The sequence below is a fragment of the Candidatus Omnitrophota bacterium genome, assembly GCA_025453395.1.
Taxonomy (GTDB): domain Bacteria; phylum Omnitrophota; class Gorgyraeia; order Gygaellales; family Profunditerraquicolaceae; genus JAlOQK01.
Genome location: JALOQK010000001.1, coordinates 12,917 through 28,994, shown reverse-complemented (window position 1 = coordinate 28,994; position 16,078 = coordinate 12,917). Strand labels below are relative to the sequence as shown.

Genomic DNA, 16,078 nt, shown 5'->3' with positions numbered 1-16,078 from the left:
TAGCCATGAAAAAATGCCCGTTTTGCGCGGAAGAAATTCAAGATGAAGCTATAAAATGCAAGCATTGCGGCAGTATGCTGGAGGAAAAGCCGCAGGTGCCTTGGTATCTTAAGACTTCAATATTGGTTACCGCTTTTTTATGCGTGGGCCCTCTTGCCTTGCCGCTATTGTGGCTAAATCCCAGGATAAGCCAAAGAAATAAAATCATCGTCACTGTTATTGTCGCAGTTATATCTTATATTCTATGGGTTTTGTCGGTTCAGGCGTTCAAATCAATAGAGTCTTATTATAAAATAATGTTTAAAGAAATAGGGATGTAGATATGCACCCCGGTCGGCCAGGTGTGTAATTATTAGGCAACACCCGGCGCTTATTTGAATTGCGCCGGTGTGCCTTTTCTAGGCAAGGAGGGAATTTTATGCCGCGGCGTTCGGACATCAAGAAAGTATTGATCATTGGTTCTGGGCCAATAATTATCGGACAGGCGTGCGAATTTGATTATTCCGGCACCCAAGCCTGCAAGGCCTTGAAAAAAGCCGGTTACGAAATAGTTTTAGTTAACTCTAATCCGGCCACCATCATGACTGATCCGGAAATGGCGGATAAGACTTATATTGAGCCTTTGACCCCGGAATGTCTAGAGAAAATCATCGCCAAAGAAAAACCCGACGCCTTATTGCCAAATCTAGGCGGTCAGACTGGATTGAACCTTGCCTCAAGCCTTTCTAAATCCGGAGTATTAAAGAAATACGGTGTAGAAGTTATCGGGGTTAAAGCCGATGCCATTGAGCGCGGCGAGGACAGGGAAGTTTTTAAAGAGACTATGAAAAATTTGGGGATTCCTGTTCCTCGCTCAGAGATTGCCTTAAGCGTGGAAGAGGCGCAGAAAATCGCCGAGAAACTTTCCTATCCGGTTGTAGTGCGCCCGGCATACACTATGGGCGGCACAGGAAGCGGGATCGTTTATAATGTGGAGGAGCTTCAGGTTGTTGCCCAGCGCGGCTTGAACTTAAGTTTAGTGCATCAGGTATTAATTGAAGAAGCAGTGATCGGCTGGGAAGAGCTTGAGCTTGAAGTGGTGCGCGACCAGAAAAATCAAAAAATAACGGTTTGTTTTATTGAAAATATTGACGCTATGGGGGTACATACAGGGGATAGTTTCTGTGTAGCTCCTATGTTGACCGTGCCGCAAGCATTGCAGAAAAAGATGCAGGAACTCTCTTACAAGATCGTTGATGCTATCGGAGTTGTGGGTGGGACAAACATACAATTCGCGCATAATAAAAAAGACGGGCGCCTAGTGGTCATTGAGATTAATCCGCGCACTTCGCGTTCGTCAGCTTTGGCCTCTAAGGCAACCGGATTTCCTATTGCTATGGTTTCTACGAGGCTAGCCGCGGGATTTAATCTGGACGAGATCCCTTATTGGCGCGACGGGACACTAGAAAAATACACTCCAAGCGGAGATTATGTGGTCATAAAATTCTCGCGTTGGGCTTTTGAGAAGTTCCCTAAGGCCAAAGATGTTTTAGGCACCCAGATGAAGGCCGTGGGCGAGGTAATGAGTATCGGGAAGACTTTTAAAGAGGCATTTCAGAAATCTATCCGCTCTTTAGAAATTGGTAGATATGGCTTAGGAGGCGCCAATAATTTTAAGGACCTTTCGCTTACTGAATTAAAGTCGCGCCTTGCTATGCCTTCAAGCCAGCGTGTTTTTCTTATGTATGAGGCCTTACGAAAAGGCATAAGCGTTGAGGAATTATATTCCATGACTCACATCGGAGAATGGTTTATCAAAGAGATGAAAGAGCTTGTGGAATTTGAAGAAAAACTTCTTTCTTCTGCATGGGAGAAGTTACCCGATAGCGATTTGATAAAAGCCAAAGAATGGGGTTTTTCTGACCGCTACATCGCCAAGCTTTATAATATCAAAGAAAAAATTGTGCGCCAGCGTCGTCTGAAATTAGGCAAACACGTGCGCTATGAAAAAGTCCCGGTAAGTGGTGTTGAAGATGCTGCCTATTATTATTCTACTTACAGCCCCGGAAAAGACGAAGTAGAGGTATCCAAAAATAAAAAGATCATGATCTTAGGCGGTGGGCCAAACCGCATTGGACAGGGCATTGAATTTGATTACACCTGTGTGCACGCGGCGTTTGCCCTTCGCGACGCTGGGTATGAATCTATAATGATCAATTGCAACCCGGAAACAGTTTCTACGGATTATGACACTTCTAATAAACTTTATTTTGAGCCTTTGACTGTGGAAGATGTTTTGGCAATTTATGAAAAAGAAAAGCCAGAAGGGGTGATTGTGCAATTCGGGGGACAGACTCCGCTTAATATTGCGCAGGAATTAAAAGAATCCGGCGTAAAGATCTTAGGCACCACTCCGGAAAGTATTGCTTTTGCCGAGGACAGAGAGCTTTTCCGTCAGAAAATGATTGAGCTTGATATTCCGCAACCGGAAAGCGGCACTGCGCGTTCCTTAGATGAGGCAGTTGCCATTGCCGGGCGCATTGGTTATCCTTTGATGGTCAGGCCGTCGTTTGTCTTGGGTGGCCGTGGTATGCAGATAATTTACGACCAGCAAATGCTTACTAAATACGCTACTGAAGCAATACAAGTCAGACCCGAATATCCCATGTTAATAGATCGTTTTCTAGATAACGCGCTTGAAACAGAAGTGGACGCTCTTTGCGACGGGAAAGAGACTTTTGTTGCGGCAGTAATGGAGCATATTGAATACGCCGGCGTTCATTCGGGAGATTCTGCCTGCGCTATTCCTCCGCGCACGATCAAAGAAGAGCATTTAAAGATCATCCGCGATTACACCGATAAAATAGCTTTGACTTTGGGAGTGGTGGGTTTGATGAATATTCAATACGCAATCTGCAATGATAAAGTTTATATTTTAGAGGCAAACCCGCGCGCTTCGCGCACAGTGCCTTTGGTAGCAAAAGTTACCGGGTATCGCATCGCGCGCATTGCCACAGATCTTATGCTGGGAAAGAAACTCAAAGATTTTCCGGAATTGCTAAAGAAGCGCAAGATCACCTGGACTGGAGTAAAAGAAGCAGTGTTTCCATTTAACATGTTTCCGGAGGTTGATCCTGTATTGGGCCCGGAAATGAAAGCAACCGGAGAAGTCATGGGCATGGCTGATACTTTTGGCGCCGCGTTTTACAAAGCGCAGGAAGCCGCCGGATTTAAACTGCCCCTTAAAGGAAGTATACTTTTGACGGTAAATGATAAAGATAAACCAGAGCTGCTGGATATTGCTAAGCGTTTGAAGAAATCCGGGTTTAATATTCTTTCCACCACAAGTACAAGCGCGTTCTTGGAAAAGAATGGGATTGAAAACACGCTTATTAAAAAACTTCATGAGGGCAGGCCCAATATTACCGACGCCATAAAAAACAGCCAGATACAGGCAGTCATTAATACTCCCGCCGGAAGAGACAGCAAATTTGACGATAGTTATATAAGGATTATGGCTATTCAACTTAAAATTCCTTATATTACTACCATGGCCGCAGCGCGGGCAAGTATTGAAGCAATTGAAGAAGCGCTAAGGGGGTGCCTTGCCCCAAAGGCTTTACAGGAATATCACAGCCTGTAAAATATGACAGCTTTTATAAGTTCTTTGATTTTTGTGGTTTTGGCTGAGACCGGAGATAAAACCCAGCTTTTGGCAATGGCCTTTGCCGCGCGCTATAACGCTGGCAAAGTATTACTCGCGGTCTTTATCGCCACCATTCTCAACCATTCCTTGGCGGTAATAACAGGGCGTTTTTTAACTACTGTTATCCCCATGGGGGTTATTTCTTTTTTAGCTTCCTTTTCATTTATTATCTTTGGCCTGTGGACTTTGCGTGGCGATGAATTGCATGGCGAAGATAAGAAAAAAAGTAAGTTTGGTCCGGTTGTCACAGTGGCAATCGCGTTTTTCCTTGCAGAGATGGGGGATAAAACGCAGTTAGCCACAATCAGTTTGGCAATTAAATATCAGAACATGCTTGGTGTTCTTATGGGCACCACATGTGGCATGCTCATTGCAGATGCCTTTGGTATTATCGTCGGAGTTGTGATGCGCAAGCATATTCCGGAGAAGACAATTAAGTGGATAAGTGCAGTTATTTTTATATTGTTTGGGATTATGGGAATATTAAATTGTTTTTAGGTACCTTTGCCTATTTGAAGGCAAAGTATGCCGCTTTCTGCGGCAGCATATTGAAAGGACAGGTATAAAATGAATATTTTTGTAGGGAATTTATCATTTGACGCGAAAGAGACAGATGTCTATCAGGAATTTATGGCGCATGGAAAAGTTTCTTCCATTGTGATTGTGATGGACAAAAAAGGCAAGCACTCGCGGGGATTTGGTTTTGTGGAGATGCCCGACGACGAAGAGGCGCGCAGGGCAATTGAGGCGTTAAACGGAAAAGAAATTTTAGGAAGAGCCATAAATGTCATGCCGGCATTGCCTAAGAAGCCGGAAAGAGAAGTTCCGAAAGAAAAGAAGCCGCATCACGAATACCAACGCCCAGAGCATAAAGAGTTGCATCCTAAGGCGTTTACTTTTGAAAGAACAGGTGAATATAAGAAAGGCAGGCGCACCCGCAGTTTTATGATGCGCCGGGCCGAATCAGGAATTACCGGACCTATGCCCGAAAGGAAATTTAAAGAAAATCCCATGCGTTGGCGCAAGAAGGCGCCATATTCTAAACCGTGGGAGAAAAATCGAGGAGAAAAGCCGCCTGAAGGACAGGCGCGGCCGTGGCAAAAACGCGAAGGCACAACAAGCAACAGGCCCCCGTGGCAAAAACGCGAAGGCACAACAAGCAACAGGCCCCCGTGGCAAAAACGCGAAGGCGCAACAAGCCGCCCGCCTTGGCAGAAATCCGAAGATAAAACCGGCCTTTGGCAGAAACGCGAAGGCCCGGTTAAGCCGTGGCAAAAGAAAGAGGGCGCGCGCAGGCCGTGGCAAAGAAGCGAAAGTGCAGGCGCTCCAGCAAGCAAGCCATGGGTAAAGCGCGAAGGCACAACAAGCAACAGGCCGCCGTGGCAGAAACGCGCTAGTGGGGTTGTTCGTAAGAGGAAATTTTCTAGGTAAAATATTTATTGCTTAACTTATTGTAAAAGATATAATTAGATAAACAAACATAACCCTTATTTATATGGCTAAAATCCTGATCATTGAAGATGAAGTTGATGTAAATGCTGTTTTATCCAAAAGGCTGCACGCTGCGGGCTTCCAAGTTTTGGCAGCCTTGGATGCTTATCAAGGGCTTTCTTCCAGCATTAAAGAAAGGCCGGATTTGATCATTCTGGACCTTATGATCCCTTCAGGCGGTGGGATATCTGTCTTAAAAAATCTTAAGCTCTCTTCGCAGACGATGAGTATCCCGGTTGTTATATTATCCGGTATGTCTGATCCGCAATACAAGGATATCGCCAAACAAGAAGGCGCAGAGGTTTATGTTGAAAAACCTTATGATTGGGAATCGCTTCTTGGCATTATAAGGGAAGTTTTAGGTAAAAATACCGCATAGTATGCCCAATTTAGCGGAATTCTTGCTCAACGAAAATCTTATCACCGCTAGTCAATTAAACGACGCTAAGACCAAGCAGATCGGCGCTAAGAAACCCATACAGGAATTATTAGTGGAGATGGGTTTTATAAGCGAAGAAAATATCCTTGCCGCATCATCGAGATTTTTTAAGCTTCCGATAATAGATATTTCCCAGGAAAAAATCGATCCAGCCGCAACAAAGCTTCTTCCCTATGCGATTGCCCGCAGGCACGGGGTTTTTCCTTTGCGCAAAGAAAATGATAATTTAGCCTTGGCAATAAGCGACCCGCAGGATGTGCTGGCTATCGATGACATAAAAATGGCCGTTCCCGCAGTTAAATTGCAGCTTGTTTTTGCTGCTAGAAGTCAAATAACAAAATTAATAGACACGCATTATAATTCGGATGATTCGGTATATGACATATTGAAAAATTTTCATGAATCCGAGCAGCTGCAGCTTATTCAGGACAGTGTTCCTGAAGATTATTCTGATGTGTCTGTAAAATACGAGAATTCTCCGGCAATAAGACTTGCTAATATTATTTTATCCGACGCCATCAAGGCGCGCGCCTCAGATATCCACATAGAGCCTAAAGAAAAGATTTCTATTATTCGCTATCGCGTGGATGGCGACTTGAGGAATATACTTGAGATCCCGATTAATTTTCATTTGTCGTTATCTGCCAGGATCAAGATCCTCGCGCATCTTGATATTGCGGAGAGCCGCAAGCCCCAAGACGGTAGGATCAAGGTTACTTTAGGTAATAGACAGATCGATCTTAGGGTTTCGATTTTGCCTGCTTTTTACGGAGAGTCTATCGCGATCAGGATATTGGATCCGCAGGAAGCAAGAAAACCTTTAGATCAAATTGGGCTTTCCACAAGAGAAGTTCAGATGTTAAAAGAAACGCTTAAGAAACCGCAAGGAATGAATTTAGTCACTGGGCCGACAGGCTCTGGAAAGACCACGACTATTTACGCGGCCTTGAATTTTGTCAAGACCGAGGCCAAGAATATTATTACCATAGAAGATCCCATTGAGTACCTTATTGACGGGGTCAATCAAATGCAGGTTAATCTTGCCAAGGATGTCACTTTTGCCAATGGACTAAGGAATATCCTGCGCCAAGATCCTAATGTGATTATGGTCGGAGAGATCCGCGACCGCGATACCGCGGATATCGCCTTTCGTTCGGCATTGACCGGCCATCAGGTTTTTTCTACAGTGCACACTAATAGCGCCATAGCTACTGTGACCCGGCTTTTAGATATAGGCCTGCAGCCGTATATCATAGCTTCATCGTTAAATATAATCATCGCACAGCGTTTGATCAGGATTATCTGTCCTCATTGTAAAACCGAAGATGCGCCGCTTGCTGATATCAAGGAAAAATTAATGCCTTATATTCAGGAATTAAACATCACGAAATTTTATAGGGGCAAGGGATGTGAAAAATGCGCTTTTTCCGGTTATTTGGGCCGCACCGGAATATTTGAGTTAGTTATTATCAATGATAGGTTAAAACAGTTAATAAGTCAGAAAGTCAATGAGGACAGCCTGTTTCAGGAGGCAAAAAATAGCGGTATGGTGCCTTTGTTAAAATCCGGGATGCAGAAAGTAGCTGATGGGGTTACGACTTTAGAAGAAGTAATCAAGGTAGTCGGAATAAGCCAAGAGGAGCAGTTGTCGCAGAAATCCAAGAAAACCGGGCAGGTCTTTAAGATTTTGATTGCTGATGATGAAGAAGATATTTTGCAGGTCTTGCAAAGAAGGCTCTTGGCTGCCGGATACGAAGTGGACATGGCTCGCGACGGGGGCGAGCTTGTGGAGTTAGCGTACAAGCAAAAGCCGGATTTAATTATTTCTGATGTAACAATGCCTAAGGTAAACGGTTTTGAAGCGGTGAAGAAATTGCGTTCCAGTCTTCAGACTGCTTCTGTTCCAGTAATAATTTTGACCGCGCGCCAGGATAAGGAAAGCGAAATCGCCGGGCTTGATTTCGGAGCAGATGATTATATTACTAAGCCTTTTGATGCGGATAAAATCTTGGCGCGTGTAAAGATGCTTTTAAGAAGGAAAGAGGCATAAGATGGATGACCTAGAGCGCAGGGGATTGGAAGATCGTTTAAGAAAAAGCCATGACGCATGGGACAGGACCTTTAACGCTATTTCAGACACGATCTTAATAATTGATAAGAACCATACAATAGTCAAGGCCAATAAAGCGGCTTTGGATCTTTTGCAGAAAACTTATGATCAGATTGTAGGAATGAAATGCTTCGAAGTGATGCATAAATCTAATAGCCCTTGGCATTTATGTCCCTTAGAGAAAACTAACGCTGATCATTTTGCGCATGTAGAAGAAGTTAATGACCCGGCAATAGGTTTTCCTCTGCTAGTGACTACATCTCCCATTTTTGATGAAAATAATGAATATGCTGGAGTTGTGCACGTTGCTAAGGATATAAGCGAGCGCAAGAAAATAGAGGATGAGCTACACAAAAGGATAGAGGCCTTAGAGCGTTTTCAAAGGATTACCGTGGACAGGGAATTGAAGATGAAAGAACTTAAAGCTCAAATTGTCCAACTAGAATCACAGTTAAAACAAAGGTAGTGGATAAATGCTTGTAATCTTTTTCTTTTACGGTTTGGCATTTTTACTGATGGGCCTTGTTATCTCGTTGATGCCCAAGAAAAATGACCTGTTTGGTTTATCCGATAATTTATGGATGATCGGAGTATTCGGGTTCATCCACGGGATAAATGAGTGGGTTGACCTTTTGATATTAATAGGCAAGCCGTTTGATGTGGCAATTCTTAAAACTGTGGGGGCAATTCTTCTTCCATTATCTTTTATTTTTTTGGTTATTTTCGGGGTTCGGGTCATTTTCAAAGCAAATAATAATTTAAGATATTTGAAATACCTATGGGTGCCGGTAGTAGCTGTATGGCTATTCGGGTATTTTTTAACAAAAGACTTTCTTATTTCCGGAATAATCGCGCGTTATTTCCTTTGTCTGCCCGGTACATGGATGACTGCCATAGGGCTATATTCTATTTACTCTCAAGCAGATATGAAGCAAGTCCCCAGGCCTGTTTTAGTTTCTACGTGGGTTGCTTCCGTAACTTTCTTTGCTTATGGGGTATTAAGCGGAATTGTTGTGCCCAAAGCAGATTTTATTTTTGCCTCTTTTATCAATTATCCTAATTTTAATGATTTAACTGGAGTGCCTGTCCAGTTTTACCGGATGATTTGCGCGATCATCCTGGCCTTAAGTTTCTTTTTCTTAACTGGAGTTTATTTTTATGGAGATAAAAAGCGCATAGAGATACGCCGCGGTATTACCGGAAGGTTCTCTATTGTTTTTTCTTCGGTGGCGGTTATTTCTGTTTTGTTGACTTGCGTGATCATTATTTCGTGGATGTATCAATTTATGGTTAGAGATATTAAAAGTAAACAGTTAGAAGTTGCCAAGGCGCTTTCTTATTCCATAGGCCATATGATCGACAACAAGATATATGAGTTTCAGGTACATTTGGGAAAGAACCGGTGGAGGCAGGCGGTTATTGAGCAGAATGCCCAATATTCTTCTGTTGCTTCGGAAGCTATTGTAGAAGACATGCTCAAAAAAGATGTTTTATGGGCTTCTGATGCGCCTGAATTATTGAGTCTTTTGGAAAGTCCGGTAAGTTTAGACTTGAAAGAGTTGGCAGATGTGGATAGGGAAGTGGCCGAGATATTTCTGACAGACCGTTATGGTGGATTGGTTGCTGCCTCTCGTAAAACAACTGATTTTTATCAGGCGGATGAGCTATGGTGGCAGAAGGCCTATTCACAAGGTAAAGGTGATATTTTTGTCGGTGATATCGAGATGGATCAGTCAAGCAACGCCTTGAGTATTCCTATAGCTTTGCCGGTCTTTGATCAGGCAGGGCAGGCTCTTGGAGCGGCTAAAGAATATATTGAGATAGGGCTGTTTTTCTCTCCACTTAAGAAATATCGCGCTGGGATAACCGGGCATGCGGCTTTAGTTGATGGAAAAGGAAACGTAATCTTTCATGAAAATATAAAACCTTTTAGCGCGCAGTTGTTTAGCGAAAAGGACATACTTAAGGCTTTAAGTAGAAGTGATTTGATGTCCGGGAGGATAGAAGATACTGGCAAACGCCGCGGCTCTTTCAATTCCATTTACAGGATAGACAATCAGATCTTGCGTAAAAACGGAGTAATTTGGTATGTCTGCGTTTTGCAGGATATTGAAGAATTATTTGCTTCATTAGGAAATTTGATAATCGGGATGGTATTGCTTATGCTTGTTGTAATCTCTATCGCAATATTCTTGAGTTTAAAAATCGGGATGCGGTTCTCTGTGCCGATCAGGAAGCTGAATATAGCCGCAGAGAGGATCATCGCCGGAGAATGGGATTATCCGATAGACATTAAGACCGGAGATGAAATTGAACAATTCGCAGAAGCCTTCAGGGAAATGATTGTTCAGCTTAAAAAGCAGCAGGACGCGCTTATTGTTGCTAAACACAGAATAGAGGATTTCTCAAGACATCTCGAGGAGAAAGTTGAAGAGCGCACCAAAGAACTAAGCCGTGTCCAGGAAGCCACCCTTAATATCCTTGAAGACCTAACAGAGGCTAAGGATAAAATGGAGAAATACAGCCAGGACCTTGAAAAGGCTTTGCATGTAAAGTCGGATTTCATTTCAGTTGTTTCGCATGAGTTAAGGACTCCCTTGACCGCGATAAAGGAAGGCATCGCGCTTGTGCAGGATCTAACGCTGGGGCCTCTTAACGACGAGCAGAAAGAATTCTTGGATATTGCCCGTAAAAATATGGACAGATTAGCGCGGCTTATTAATGAGGTATTGGATTTTCAGAAATTAGACGCCGGGGCGATGGTCTTTAAGATCAAAGAGGGAAACCTTAATTCTCTTGTATCAGAAGTTGTTCAGGCTATGCGGCCTTTAATAGAAGCTAAGAATTTGACTTTAGAGATGAGTTTGGAAGAAGCTCTGCCGGATATAAAAATTGACCGGGATAAAATTATTCAGGTATTGACTAATCTGATGAATAACGCTTTGAAGTTCACCCAACAAGGGGGGATCACTGTTTGTACCGGCAGGCATGGCAATGTTGAGATAGTATCTGTGCGCGATACCGGCCCGGGGATAAAAGAAGAAGACAAAGATAGATTATTTCAAATGTTCAGCCAGCTTGAATCTCCCAATGAGCGTAAGGTTGGCGGAACGGGGCTAGGTTTGGCAATCGCTAAAAAAATAATTGAGATCCATAGAGGGAAAATCTGGGTAGAGTCAACATATGGACAGGGCGCAACATTTTCTTTCTTGTTGCCTATTGTAGAGCGGAGGGTATGACCATGCCTAAGAGGATACTTGTTGTTGATGATGAGCCAGATGTGTTAAAGGTAGCGATAGTGCGTTTGAAAATGGCCGGCTACGAAGTTTTTACCGCTATTAATGGCCAGCAGGCTTTGGATTTTGTCCGGCAGACTGCTCCAGACATGATGTTTCTGGATTTGCGCCTTCCTATAATAGACGGGTACAATGTTTGTCAGCAAATTAAAAGCGATGAGAAGTTAAAGAATATAAAGGTGGTAATTTTTACCGCAAGCGTGGATCAGCTTGATGAGAAGATAAAACAGGTTAAGGCGGATGATTACTTGCTTAAGCCGTTTGATTCTGCAGGATTGGTTAATAAGGCGAAAAAATTTCTTAGTTAAGAAAGGGGATAATTTTATGGCACAGAAAAGAATACTTGTAGTTGATGACGAGCAGAATGTCTTGAAAGTTTTGGATCAAAGGCTTTCAAAAACCGGCTATGCGGTACTAAAGGCCAATAATGGAGAGGACGCTATATTCTTGGCCAAGAAAGAAAAACCGGATTTAATCCTTTTGGACCTTATGATGCCGGATATTAGCGGCGCGGACGTGGCGGCAGCATTAAAGCAGGATCCTGGAACTAAGAATATTCCGGTTATATTCCTGACTTGCCTGGTGACGAAAAATGACGAGGAGCATATCGGCAGGGAATCCGGAGGTAATTTTTTTATTGCCAAGCCTTATGAGCCAAATGATCTTTTAGGTGAAATACAAAAAAGGATAAGTGAATAAGTATTATGGCAAAGAAGATACTCATTGTTGATGATGATGTGGAAGTCTTGGAGTTGATGCGCAAAGAGCTTGAGGCCCAGCGTTATGATGTGGTTGTGGCCTTTGACGGTGAAGACGGGTTTATGAAAGCTAAGACGCAAGTTCCGAATCTGATTATAATGGACGTGATTTTGCCTAAGATTAATGGTTATCAGCTCGCGGCCAAACTTAAAAAAGACCATGAAACTAAGGATATTCCGATTATTGTCGCCAGTGAGTACGGCAGCATGATGGAGCTTTTTGAAGAGGGGCAGATCAATGATTCTTTTAGGAAGCCTTTTCTTCCGGGGATAGTCGCGGGCAAGGCGCGTAAGTTTTTAGGAGAGATCCGCGGGAAAAAGGTGCTTATTATTGATGATGAAGCAGATCTGTTAAAAGTCCTGGAGGTGCGTTTTAGAGCGAACCGCTATGCGGTGGTAACCGCCACCAACGGCCAAGAGGGCCTTGAGAAAGTAAAATCTGAATCTCCGGACCTGATCATACTTGATTTTATGATGCCGGTAATGAATGGGTATGAATTTTTTAAGATAATTAAAAGCGACCCCTACGCCTCAAGTATCCCGGTAATTGTTTTAACCGCCCGGGGGCCGTTAAAAGATTCTTTTGAAATGGCAGGGGCAGACGCGTTTATGCCTAAACCCTTTGACGCGGGAGAGCTTGTGGACCTTGCCAAAGAGCTTCTTTTGCCCAAGGCGCTTGTGCTTTGTGATGCCGACGGATTAGCTAAGAAAATAGGCCAGGATATTTGGGATAGAGGCTGTAAAGCGGTTTTGGTAAAAACTGAAAAGGAAATGTTTGAGAATCTAGCGCTTTCTAAATATAAATTCATTGTAGTTTATGTGCCATCTGTGGTTAATTATGAGCCCGCGCAGTTTATAGCGCTTATAAAAAAAGATAAAAATAAGGATACCCCGGTTATTATTTATTCTAATTCTAAGACCCCCGGGACAGAAACAGGAAACATTGTTGTGCTGCGCGAGATCTCTAACAAGTGGCTGGAAGCAAAGGCGGATAATTTTTTTGACTTAAGGGTCGCCGAGGAGGATTTCCCGGGGATGGTGGAGAAGTGCCTCGGACAGATACCAACTCTGCTCTAATGATGAAAAAGAAAAAGAAAAAGAATAAAATCAGAAGGTATCTTCGGGTTTCCCGGCGCAAGATAAAAAGGGCTACTCCCGAAAAGGCGAAAAACTGGTTTATCGCTAACCTGGGGGACCATCCGCTTATTCTGGGGTTTTTGCTTATTTTATGGGGCAATGCCATGTTGGGATATGCGGCAGGCAGGAACAATCTTTTAGGAATAGTTATTTTTCACGGCAGTCTGATCGTATCGTGGTTTGTGATGGTGATTGTTTCAAACCTCCTGCGCGATAAGAATGAAAAGAACTTGAAATGGTATTTTCGCAAGCGGTTTGTTTTCTTTACCCTTATTCCGCCTCTCTCGCCATTGGGGATGATCAATCTTTGGGCGGGCGCGCGTTTCAAGAAGGTAACCAAAGTAATCTTAAGCATTATTTTTATTTCGTTATTTACCGCCTACACCCTGCAGTGTTATAAAGATGACAATAAAGACCAGGCGCGAAATCCGTTTGAAAGTATTATTGCCATGGTGAATAAACCCAAGAAGGGGGTTTTGCTTAAGCGCGCCTCCATGCAGGAGATAGGTAATTTTAAATTAAGTTTTTTAAGCCGCAGAAAAAGAAAAAAGATGAGTTCCACAGACATCTCTCAGAAATGCATGCCTGCGGTGGCCACGATTACCACTAAGAATAAATACGGAACGCGGCTTGGTTTGGGAAGCGGGTTTGTGGTTTCAGGCGACGGAGTGATCGCGACCAATTTCCACGTGGTAGAATCGGCGGCGCAAGTCGAAGTAAAAATCGGGGATAAGACCTATAAAGAGGCGTATTTTATCAAGGGGGTACCGGATCTGGACATAGCTTTGATTAAGATCAAGGCGGAAAATCTACCGGTTCTTTTTGCCGGAGATTCAGACCGACTGGTGAACGGTCAGGATATTGTGGTTTTGGGAAATCCTTCAGGTTTTGAGCGGTCGGTTTCAACAGGGGTGATAAGCGCGATACGCTCAAATGATAAAATGAAACTTTTGCAGATGACCGCGCCGGTTTCTCCGGGGTCTAGCGGCGGGCCGGTCTTGAATGAATACGGGGAAGTAGTGGGGATTACGACTTTAGCTTCGTTTCTTTTCTCGCAAAATGTAAATTTTGCCGTTCCGATAAATTACATTAAGCAGATCGCAGATAATAAGTAGGAGGCAGGATGCTTAAAAAAGGTTTTGCTTTAATAGAGATATTGATTGTTACGGTTATAGTTTTGTTTTTATACTTTCAGCTGATGAATAAATATTTTAAGAAGGGCTCGGTTATTACCGATACGCAAACTCAAAAAGCCCTTAACGAGCAGGGCATAAGCACCACAAGTTATAAATCCATTGTTAATGACACCAAGAGCAAGATTGAAGGCATCCAGGCCCAGCGCGCCAAGGAACTGGAGGAAATAAAAGAGTAGACGCTTTAGCTAAACCAATGCAGCGCATAAGATTATGAAACAATTCCGGGTAGCAATAAAACAATCTCCTTGAATAAGCGATAAAATAGGTTATAATAAAAACTCTTTTGTGCGACCATACAAATTTTGCGCACCTTGCGCTTATGCGGTATTGCCTGCCTGCCGGCAGGCTCAAGCGCGCATTTACTATGCGCCCATAGCTCAATTGGATAGAGCACTTGCCTACGGAGCAAGTTGTTGCAGGTTCAACTCCTGCTGGGCGCGTATATTTGTTGCAAGTCAACGCCCGTCCTGAGCGAGGACGCCGCATTTTGGCGGACGAGTCGAAGGGCTGGGCGCGCTTTTAAAGCTAAAAGCGCAAAACTAAAAACGCAAAGCTATAATTTAAAATTAAAAATTTTGAATTTTACGATGTGGTTTTTCGTTTTACGCTTTTAATTTTTAGCTTTCATGAAGAAATTAGATGAATTTTACATGCTTGAGGCCTTGAAAGAGGCCAGAGAAGCCTTTGAAGAGGATGAGGTTCCGGTTGGCTGCGTGATTGTGCATGAGGGGAAGATAATTTCCCGCGCACATAACCAGGTTGAGCGCCTCAAAGATCCTACCGCGCACGCCGAGATGATCGCTTTAACAAGCGCAACAAATTATCTGCAGCAGAAGTGGTTGAATGGCGCAGCGCTATATGTTACAATTGAACCTTGCAGTATGTGCGCCGGAGCGCTTGTCTTAGCCAGGGTAAAAAATGTATTTTTTGGCGCGGCCGACCCTAAAACCGGCGCCTGCGGCTCGGTGTTTAATATCGCCGCAAGTAAAAAATTGAATCATCGCATAAAGGCGCAAGGCGGCGTCTTAAAAGAAGATTGCGCTGGTCTTTTGACAGAATTCTTCCGCAAGAAGCGCGCGCAAAATCAATAATTTCTAAAAGGAAAGGTCAAATGAATAAGAAAATAATGGTTGTTGATGATGAAGTTGATGTGCAGAAAGTGCTAAAGGCTCGTTTTGAGTCTGAGGGGTTTTCTGTTGATGTTGCTTCAGATGGACAAGAGGCCTGGAATAAGATCCAGAGACAGAAGCCGGATTTGATAATTTTGGACCATATTATGCCGGTAATGGACGGGTTTACTTTGTTTAAGAAAATCCGCCAGGATCTGGCTACCCGCGGGATCAAGGTTGTCATGCTTACAGCTAAGAACAGGATGAAGGATACTTTTGAGGTTTTTGGGGTTGATGATTTTCTGGACAAACCTTGTGATGCGGGGATGTTGGTGAATCGGGTTACGTCTTTACTTCAGACCAAGGCGCTGGTATTGACAGACAATACCTCTTTGGTGGACCGGGTATCGCTTGCTTTGCATAAATATAATTACGTGATCAGCCCGGTTAATGAAGAGAGGCTTTTCTGGGAAGAGGTCAATAAATTTAAATATAATCTGCTTATTGTCCATCTTAATCTTGTAACGCAGGACGCGGGACAGTTTATGCTTGCGCTAAAGAAATCCAAGAATCAGGATACTTCGATTTTGCTGTATTCAGACGCTAACTTTGATGATTCTGGTATTCATCAAAAGCGGGATATCGGAAGGATTAAAGATACCTGGTTGAATGCTCAGGCTACGATGTTCTTTGACGCGCGCATTAGCGAGCAATCATTCCAGCAGGAATTGGATATTTTGGTAAAGTCTGCATAGCAAATGCGCACTTGGCAATCCTTTATTCCAAGGTGAGATAGATAAAAGATTTTTGTGCTCTTACTTCGCTTCGCGAAGTTTCGCTGGATAAAAGATTTTTGT

15 protein-coding genes and 1 tRNA gene are annotated in these 16,078 nt (G+C 43.4%); all 16 read left to right on the top strand.

The features are described from left to right. Positions 1-5: 5 nt before the first annotated feature. The 16 genes from MUF05_00145 (at position 6) to MUF05_00070 (ending at position 15,976) form a co-directional block, all read left to right on the top strand. On the top strand, positions 6-320 hold the full coding sequence (locus tag MUF05_00145) for a zinc ribbon domain-containing protein (protein ID MCU0665503.1): 315 nt from the start codon (positions 6-8) through the stop codon (positions 318-320). Between the two features lie 98 nt (positions 321-418). Then, positions 419-3,622 (top strand): carbamoyl-phosphate synthase large subunit, encoded by a 3,204-nt coding sequence (carB, locus tag MUF05_00140; GenBank protein MCU0665502.1) that lies wholly within the window; start codon positions 419-421, stop codon positions 3,620-3,622. A 3-nt stretch (positions 3,623-3,625) separates the two neighbouring features. Next, complete coding sequence (locus MUF05_00135; GenBank protein MCU0665501.1) at positions 3,626-4,183, top strand: TMEM165/GDT1 family protein; 558 nt, start codon at positions 3,626-3,628, stop codon at positions 4,181-4,183. A 69-nt stretch (positions 4,184-4,252) separates the two neighbouring features. Beyond that, positions 4,253-5,116, top strand: a complete 864-nt coding sequence (locus tag MUF05_00130; GenBank protein ID MCU0665500.1) for a hypothetical protein — start codon at positions 4,253-4,255, stop codon at positions 5,114-5,116. Positions 5,117-5,180: 64 nt separating this feature from the next. After that, complete coding sequence (locus MUF05_00125; GenBank protein ID MCU0665499.1) at positions 5,181-5,555, top strand: response regulator; 375 nt, start codon at positions 5,181-5,183, stop codon at positions 5,553-5,555. 1 nt (position 5,556) lies between these two features. After that, complete coding sequence (tadA, locus tag MUF05_00120; GenBank protein ID MCU0665498.1) at positions 5,557-7,665, top strand: Flp pilus assembly complex ATPase component TadA; 2,109 nt, start codon at positions 5,557-5,559, stop codon at positions 7,663-7,665. Position 7,666: 1 nt separating this feature from the next. Continuing rightward, complete coding sequence (locus tag MUF05_00115; protein MCU0665497.1) at positions 7,667-8,191, top strand: PAS domain-containing protein; 525 nt, start codon at positions 7,667-7,669, stop codon at positions 8,189-8,191. Between the two features lie 7 nt (positions 8,192-8,198). Further along, the gene (locus tag MUF05_00110) at positions 8,199-10,964 is read left to right on the top strand and encodes an ATP-binding protein (GenBank protein MCU0665496.1); all 2,766 of its coding nucleotides are present in this window, start codon (positions 8,199-8,201) and stop codon (positions 10,962-10,964) included. Between the two features lie 2 nt (positions 10,965-10,966). After that, complete coding sequence (locus tag MUF05_00105) at positions 10,967-11,329, top strand: response regulator (GenBank protein MCU0665495.1); 363 nt, start codon at positions 10,967-10,969, stop codon at positions 11,327-11,329. Positions 11,330-11,345: 16 nt separating this feature from the next. Continuing rightward, the gene (locus MUF05_00100; protein MCU0665494.1) at positions 11,346-11,720 is read left to right on the top strand and encodes a response regulator; all 375 of its coding nucleotides are present in this window, start codon (positions 11,346-11,348) and stop codon (positions 11,718-11,720) included. A 5-nt stretch (positions 11,721-11,725) separates the two neighbouring features. Beyond that, entirely contained in the window at positions 11,726-12,856 is a 1,131-nt protein-coding gene (locus MUF05_00095) for a response regulator (GenBank protein MCU0665493.1), read from the top strand. Then, positions 12,856-14,031 (top strand): S1C family serine protease, encoded by a 1,176-nt coding sequence (locus MUF05_00090; protein MCU0665492.1) that lies wholly within the window; start codon positions 12,856-12,858, stop codon positions 14,029-14,031. Before MUF05_00095 ends, MUF05_00090 begins: the two co-directional genes overlap by 1 nt. Before the next feature lie 8 nt (positions 14,032-14,039). After that, a complete protein-coding gene (locus MUF05_00085; GenBank protein MCU0665491.1) occupies positions 14,040-14,288 on the top strand; it encodes a prepilin-type N-terminal cleavage/methylation domain-containing protein in 249 nt (82 codons plus the stop codon). A 190-nt stretch (positions 14,289-14,478) separates the two neighbouring features. Next, positions 14,479-14,552: transfer RNA gene (locus MUF05_00080), tRNA-Arg, on the top strand. A 186-nt stretch (positions 14,553-14,738) separates the two neighbouring features. Further along, on the top strand, positions 14,739-15,203 hold the full coding sequence (gene tadA, locus MUF05_00075; GenBank protein MCU0665490.1) for a tRNA adenosine(34) deaminase TadA: 465 nt from the start codon (positions 14,739-14,741) through the stop codon (positions 15,201-15,203). 20 nt (positions 15,204-15,223) lie between these two features. Next, complete coding sequence (locus MUF05_00070; protein ID MCU0665489.1) at positions 15,224-15,976, top strand: response regulator; 753 nt, start codon at positions 15,224-15,226, stop codon at positions 15,974-15,976. Positions 15,977-16,078 lie beyond the last annotated feature (102 nt).

Bases quoted from the DNA above. Each gene is read 5' to 3' on its own strand.
- MUF05_00145 (MCU0665503.1), top strand. From the start codon at position 6: ATGAAAAAATGCCCGTTTTGCGCGGAAGAAATTCAAGATGAAGCTATA.
- MUF05_00095 (MCU0665493.1), top strand. From the start codon at position 11,726: ATGGCAAAGAAGATACTCATTGTTGATGATGATGTGGAAGTCTTGGAG.
- MUF05_00090 (MCU0665492.1), top strand. From the start codon at position 12,856: ATGATGAAAAAGAAAAAGAAAAAGAATAAAATCAGAAGGTATCTTCGG.
- tadA (MCU0665498.1), top strand. From the start codon at position 5,557: ATGCCCAATTTAGCGGAATTCTTGCTCAACGAAAATCTTATCACCGCT.
- MUF05_00125 (MCU0665499.1), top strand. From the start codon at position 5,181: ATGGCTAAAATCCTGATCATTGAAGATGAAGTTGATGTAAATGCTGTT.
- MUF05_00130 (MCU0665500.1), top strand. From the start codon at position 4,253: ATGAATATTTTTGTAGGGAATTTATCATTTGACGCGAAAGAGACAGAT.
- MUF05_00115 (MCU0665497.1), top strand. From the start codon at position 7,667: ATGGATGACCTAGAGCGCAGGGGATTGGAAGATCGTTTAAGAAAAAGC.
- MUF05_00085 (MCU0665491.1), top strand. From the start codon at position 14,040: ATGCTTAAAAAAGGTTTTGCTTTAATAGAGATATTGATTGTTACGGTT.
- carB (MCU0665502.1), top strand. From the start codon at position 419: ATGCCGCGGCGTTCGGACATCAAGAAAGTATTGATCATTGGTTCTGGG.
- MUF05_00135 (MCU0665501.1), top strand. From the start codon at position 3,626: ATGACAGCTTTTATAAGTTCTTTGATTTTTGTGGTTTTGGCTGAGACC.
- MUF05_00070 (MCU0665489.1), top strand. From the start codon at position 15,224: ATGAATAAGAAAATAATGGTTGTTGATGATGAAGTTGATGTGCAGAAA.
- MUF05_00105 (MCU0665495.1), top strand. From the start codon at position 10,967: ATGCCTAAGAGGATACTTGTTGTTGATGATGAGCCAGATGTGTTAAAG.
- MUF05_00100 (MCU0665494.1), top strand. From the start codon at position 11,346: ATGGCACAGAAAAGAATACTTGTAGTTGATGACGAGCAGAATGTCTTG.
- MUF05_00110 (MCU0665496.1), top strand. From the start codon at position 8,199: ATGCTTGTAATCTTTTTCTTTTACGGTTTGGCATTTTTACTGATGGGC.
- tadA (MCU0665490.1), top strand. From the start codon at position 14,739: ATGAAGAAATTAGATGAATTTTACATGCTTGAGGCCTTGAAAGAGGCC.